4 protein-coding genes and 1 pseudogene are annotated in these 6,195 nt (G+C 44.8%); all 5 read left to right on the forward strand.

Annotated features, from left to right (window positions below):
* A pseudogene (locus ACKTSG_RS13340) lies at nucleotides 1-198 on the forward strand (IS5/IS1182 family transposase); the annotation flags it as partial.
* A 117-nt stretch (nucleotides 199-315) separates the two neighbouring features.
* Nucleotides 316-918, forward strand: coding sequence for a DUF1819 family protein (locus ACKTSG_RS13345; RefSeq protein ID WP_407895451.1), 603 nt, complete (start codon nucleotides 316-318; stop codon nucleotides 916-918).
* Nucleotides 911-1,519: a DUF1788 domain-containing protein gene (locus tag ACKTSG_RS13350; RefSeq protein WP_407895453.1), complete on the forward strand. Its 609-nt coding sequence runs from the start codon at nucleotides 911-913 to the stop codon at nucleotides 1,517-1,519. Before ACKTSG_RS13345 ends, ACKTSG_RS13350 begins: the two co-directional genes overlap by 8 nt.
* Nucleotides 1,506-5,117, forward strand: a complete 3,612-nt coding sequence (brxC, locus tag ACKTSG_RS13355) for a BREX system P-loop protein BrxC (protein ID WP_407895455.1) — start codon at nucleotides 1,506-1,508, stop codon at nucleotides 5,115-5,117. Before ACKTSG_RS13350 ends, brxC begins: the two co-directional genes overlap by 14 nt.
* 14 nt (nucleotides 5,118-5,131) lie before the next feature.
* Nucleotides 5,132-6,043, forward strand: coding sequence for a BREX-1 system adenine-specific DNA-methyltransferase PglX (locus ACKTSG_RS13360; RefSeq protein ID WP_407895457.1), 912 nt, complete (start codon nucleotides 5,132-5,134; stop codon nucleotides 6,041-6,043).
* Nucleotides 6,044-6,195 lie beyond the last annotated feature (152 nt).

The raw sequence follows: 6,195 nt of genomic DNA on the forward strand, positions 1-6,195 counted from the left end.
AAAGGGTCAGTAGGCTTGGACTTAGTCAATACCCGAACAGCTGAGTCATTGGCCGTTAAAATCGATCAGGCAATGGTATTAAGCAATGCGCTGACATTCTTGAGAGTGTTTGCTATACCAATTTTAACCACGAACGAAGGGCAAACCTATCGTTTCCGGTACAAATTTACTACTAGAATAGAGAATATGGTGGCCTAGTTGAACAGCCACTATATTAGGATACGTTTTCCGAATTTTATGAGTAAACTCATCGTTGTGGGAAAATCTTTGGTAGAATAGAAACAAGACTGTATACTGAGTTTCGGGGAGGATGTTATGCAAAAATTTCGAGCTGGTGCTGTAAAATATGGATTTTGGTTTGCGGAGTTTACAACGATCCTTCCTTGGGTGCTTGCAGGCGACAATGACCGTACGATCAGAGAACGAACTGTGGATGAGAATCCATTTCAATTATCGTCAGTGGATCGTCGCATAAGTGTCACCAATTGTGTCCTGCGTCGTGTTCATTCGCTTCCTCAGACGCTACAGGAAGCCTTTGACGGCATGGATGCTGATAATCAGAGATTGGTGGTATTTATCAGCATCATGAAGTCGGATGCGCTAATAGAAGCTTTCATGCTGACATGCTTCAAAGATGCCGTTGTGTTAGGCGATGAAATCCTTGAAGAGTATGAACTTGATAGTTTCTTTTCAAATCTTCAGGCGAATCACGAAGAGACTGCTGGATGGCGAAGCGAAACAATCGCCCGGTTGAAAGGATCGATTCGAGGTTATTTGCGAGCCGCAGGAATTGCGCGATCAGAAGGCGACAGATTGGTACTGCAAAGACCGTTGGTCGATCAGCGGTTAATTGGGATCTTACAAGCTAACGGTGATGCAAATTACGTCTTGGCATTAACAGGGAGAACGAATGGCTGATTTAGAAGTAGATTTCCAACGGCTGAAAGCAAAAATCGCCGATCCAAGTTTCCAGAAAAATCGTGGTCTGTCCAATGAAGTGGGTTATTACATATTCGACTACGATCCCAGAGATGAACTCCGCGTTCGTGAGGCGGTACAAAATATCGCCAACAGTGCAACCATCGCAACAATTGGGGCCAATGTAAGAATATTCAATTTGTATGAATTGTTAATGTCGATCTTAGACGAGTATGGGTATAGAAGCCGGTTCTCTGAATTTGAGCAGGAACATGGTATGGCGACCTTGATTAACGAAATCAATAACATCTTAGAGATGAACGAGGAACGGAATCTGATCGTTGAGAAAATTCAAGCATCGTTAATACCGAATGAACCGACGATTATTTTCTTGACCGGAGTGGGTCAAGTCTTTCCTTTGTTGCGATCACATAAGGTGTTGAATACGATGAATCAAGTCATTGATCATGTCCCGGTGGTGATGTTCTACCCTGGTAAGTATGATGGCATACATTTATCTATGTTTGGTGAATTAGAGGACGATAATTATTATCGAGCGTTCAGCTTGAGAATGGAGTGGAATGAGCATGAAGATTTCTGAATTGTTCGCAAAACCAATTAACCGTGATATTCAAGGCGTGATCAAGGTGGGACAAGACGATCACGTTCGGACGGAACTTGATGAGTATGTGGTGACCAACGAACTTCAAGATCAGTTTGCGAAGTTTTTTGCCGCGTATGAGAAGGCGCTCCAAGGCCCAACTGATGACATGGGGGTCTGGATTTCAGGGTTCTTTGGCTCAGGTAAATCACACTTTCTGAAGATCTTGTCATACATTCTCGGTAATCGTACCGTTGATGGTAAGAGTGCAGTTTCATTTTTCGAAGACAAAATTAACGATCCGATTGTTTATGCCCGCATGCAAGCAGCCGCTGATTCGAACACTGATGTCATCTTGTTCAACATTGACTCTAAAGCAATGGCTGGTGAGAAACATGACACCAATGTCATCATCAACGTATTTTTACAAGTCTTTAATGAGATGCAAGGTTACTCAAACAAAAATGCTTGGATTGCGGATCTTGAACGTCAGTTGGACGGTGCCGGGCGCCTGGATGAATTTAAGCAACAGTTTCAAACGCTCGAAACCAATCATCTCGATTGGAAGGCCGGACGCGATCACTATTCCATGAATAAAGGGACAATTCGCGATGCATTAGTCCACATTGGTGTTATGTCGGAAGCTGATGCGCAGGGGTTCATCGATAACTTATTTAATCCTTATCCGATTAATATTGAAAGTTTTGCTAAGCTTGTGAATGATTTTATCGTGAAATCGGGCAAACGCGTGGCTTTCTTAGTAGATGAAGTCGGCCAATTCGTCGGCGATTCTGTACAGCGGATGTTGAACTTGCAAACGGTCGTTGAAGAGCTCGGTTCCGCCACGCAAGGCAAGGCCTGGGTCATTGTGACATCCCAGCAGGCAATCGGGGACGTCACCACGAATTTAAATGGCCAAGATTTCTCCAAGATTCAAGGTCGGTTTAAGACCCGTATTGCGTTGAGTTCTGCCAACGTTGATGAAGTAATCAAGCGGCGGTTATTGGCCAAAACCGATGCTGCTACCACTGAACTTACTGGGGTTTATGAATCAAACGCTGCTTCATTAAATAACGCGATTGACTTTGACGACGCCATCACGCGCCAAAAATTTGGCACCGCAGAGGAATTTGCCGCTAATTATCCGTTTGTTCCTTATCAGTTCAACCTACTTCAAGATGTGTTAACCGCGGTACGGAATCACGGCTCTGATGGTAAGCATTTATCTGAAGGCGAGCGGTCGATGCTGTCTATTTTCCAAGAATCTGCCATTCGTAAAATGGACGCAGAAGTTGGTGAGCTTGTTCCATTTTCACTATTTTTCGATGGTTTGGCGCAATTTTTGGACCACACGCATAACATTGTCATTCGGCGGGCAATGGATAATGATACGTTGAATCCGAACCACGAGAAGAATCCTTTTGTCTTGCAAGTCTTGAAGACACTGTTCATGGTGAAGTATCTTGAAAACTTCAAAGCCGATATCAATAACTTGGTGACCTTGATGATCGCCGATGTCAACGTGGATCGGATTGCGTTAACCAAGCAGATGCAAGCGGCTTTGAATGCGTTGGTTCGCCAAGGTATCGTCGAGAAGCATTTCGATGTGTATATCTTCTTGACTGATGCAGAACAAGATATCAACGATGGTATTGAGCATGAACCGGTTAACGAAAGTGCAATTACCGAAAGCCTGCAGCAGTATTTCTTTGGCACTAAGGTGATTGCCGATCGTTTCACTTACCCGAAGTTACACAATCGCTATATTTTTAACTTTAATCGCTTATTGGATGACAAGCCATACGGGAATGCGAATAAAGGATTAACCATCAAGTTAATCACGCCGCAAAGTGATTTGTATGGGGATGAGAGCTCGTATGTCCAACAATCCTTGTCACCAGATACGTTATGCATTGCCTTACCAGATGACCGCTCTTACATCGATCTCATCAGTCGTTCGCAAAAGATCAAAGCCTACATCTTTAGCAACACCAATAACCAAGACCCACGCTTCCGGCTGTTGTTAGAAGAACGTCGCAATGAGCGTCAACAGCTAGACCATTCCGCCCAGGATCGCGCTTTGGCGGCATTGGAAAGCGCCCAAATTTATGTGGGTGGCTCGCCAATTTCAAGTAACCGTGATTTTAGTGCGCGGCTTGAAGAAGCCGAAAAGGCTTTGATCGACAATAATTACCGCTCACTAGACTATATTGATGCGGCCAAGTCTGATCATGATATTACCCAGTTGTTGGGGGATAATGGCTTGGTGCGTACATCGGAAAATGCGCGTGCGGTAGAAGCGGTATTTGAATGGTTACAGCGGCAGCTCAAAGGCACCCAACATGTAACTTTGAAGACGGTACTCACACGCTTTGCCGGCATCCCCTATGGTTATACCGAAGAAGATACGCAGTGGTTAGTGGCCGCATTGTTTAAAGACGGCAAGATTAAACTAACTTACAACGGTGAAACCATCAGCGTGATGCAAGACTCTGCGCGTCAAATTACGGAGTATTTGACCAAGAAGCAATATGCTGAAAAAATTGCAATTCAAGTGCGTACTGTCGTGTCACCACGAGATTTGAAAACGTTGCGTGACGTTGCTGGTGAGGTCTTTAACAAGCAGACGTTCAGCGAGTCTGACGCCGAAACAGTGGCCAACGAGTTATTGCTGAAGGTGAAAGCAGACCTCAAGAACTTGGAACTCTTTGAAACTAAGAATGCCCGTTATCCTGGGCATGACCTTGTTGAAAAGGGTATCGGGTATCTTCGTGAACTCGTTGCAGCCAAAGATTCAGATGCCTTCATTGCGACGATTGTAAAACTATCAGATGCCTTGTTGGATTGGCATGATGACTGTGATGATTCCGAAACCATGGAGTTTTTCTTCAGTTCCGCTTCGCAACAAATTTGGGATGATGCATTGAATGATCTGCGGTTATATGACAAGTCCAAGGATTATTTAGCAGATCCCAAATTATCTGAGATCGCCGCTCAAATTGAAAAAATCGTCAATTCCAACCGCGCTAAAGGCAATATTCGCACCCTGAAAGAACTTGATGAACAATTTGATGGCATCTTCAACCAGGCATTTGATCAGGTACAATCTCAGAAATTAGTGGCAATTACTGAAATCAAGCAGAATGGCTTAGATTATTTGACTCGGCGTACGGACATCGATCAAGCGATCCGCGATGCGCAAGAGCGTAAGTTTACGGCGGCAGTCGATCGTATCCATCGCGAGGCTGAAGAAGCCCATGCATTAGACGACTTAAATGTGACCACCTCTAAGGCTCAGGCACAACAGGATAACATGATTAAGCTTATTGAGAGTCTGCCACCCAAGCTGGTTGAACCCAAGGTGGTGGTTACACCACCGCAACCCGGCTTAGCTCCGGTACAACCAGATGTTGATCCTAAGCCTGCGGATCCATCAACGCCGTATAAGCGTATTCGGACGATTCATGCGCGTCAGGTGTCTGATGGTAGCCAGTGGCGGATCACCAGTGATGATGACATCGACCGTTATCTCAATCAGTTGCGTAATCAACTAAAGGCTAAGTTGGCAGATGCCGATGAAGTCGACATTAATTTTTAAGACAGGGAGTTAGTATGGACAAGCACGCAATTAACAAATTTGCGGTACAAGCAAGACGTGATTTGATCACAAGCGTCACGAGCCGACTGGTGCAACTTGGCATCACCGAAACTGGTGCGGCTGAAAAGGAGGCGCGCTCGACTGCCGCGGCTGAGTACTACGCGGGAACGCCAGCTCCATTAGAAGGCAAGGCGATCCAATATCGTGCTGACTTAGTGAAGCGTCTAAATGAACTTGCCGCTAAAAATGATTGGCAGACGGCCTATCACGACTTGATTGAAGAAGTCGCTTATACCTGGTTTAACCGGATTATCGCGATTCGCTTCATGGAAATCAACGATTATTTGCCATCGGGAACACGTGTGCTCTCATCACTTGAGAATCGTAACGAACCAGATATCATGTTTGATGCGCTTGATCTTGAAGACGCACTTGGTGGCTATTCTGCAGATGATTTGGCACTGATTCAAAAGGCGCAAGAACTTCAGCAACCGACCGATTTAGATGCTATGTATCAAATGCTCTTCGTTAAGCAGGTCAATAAGTTGCATGAAAGTCTGCCTAAGCTCTTTGAGAAAACTGACGATTTCATGTCGCTTTTGTTCACTCCCAGCTATAATCGCGGCGTGATCAAGGGTTTGGTGGAGACAATTCCAGAAGCAGACTTCGATATTGCCTCCGACGACTCGCAGGGACAAGTTGAGATTATTGGGTGGCTGTATCAGTACTACAATCAAGAACCTCACCACGAAGTTGTTGATATCAATGGCGGACCTGTTAAAGAACATGATATTCCAGCGGCTACTCAGTTATTCACGACAGATTGGGTAGTCCGGTACATGGTGGATAATTCATTAGGTCGTTACTATCTGGAACATGCACCAGAATCGCAACTGGCGAAACAATTGAACCTGGATTATTCATAGAATTTCAAAAAAGCAGCGCAATCCCTGACCTTTACCCCTAAAGTTGGAACACAACTTTGGGGGTATTTGTATGACTAAGATTTCAGTAGAAACTTATATCGAAGCCGTAGAGTGTTATCTTACCAGCAACGAGTCAAAGAGACGGGTTGGTG

The organism is Lacticaseibacillus salsurae, from assembly GCF_045862175.1.
GTDB lineage: Bacteria > Bacillota > Bacilli > Lactobacillales > Lactobacillaceae > Lacticaseibacillus > Lacticaseibacillus salsurae.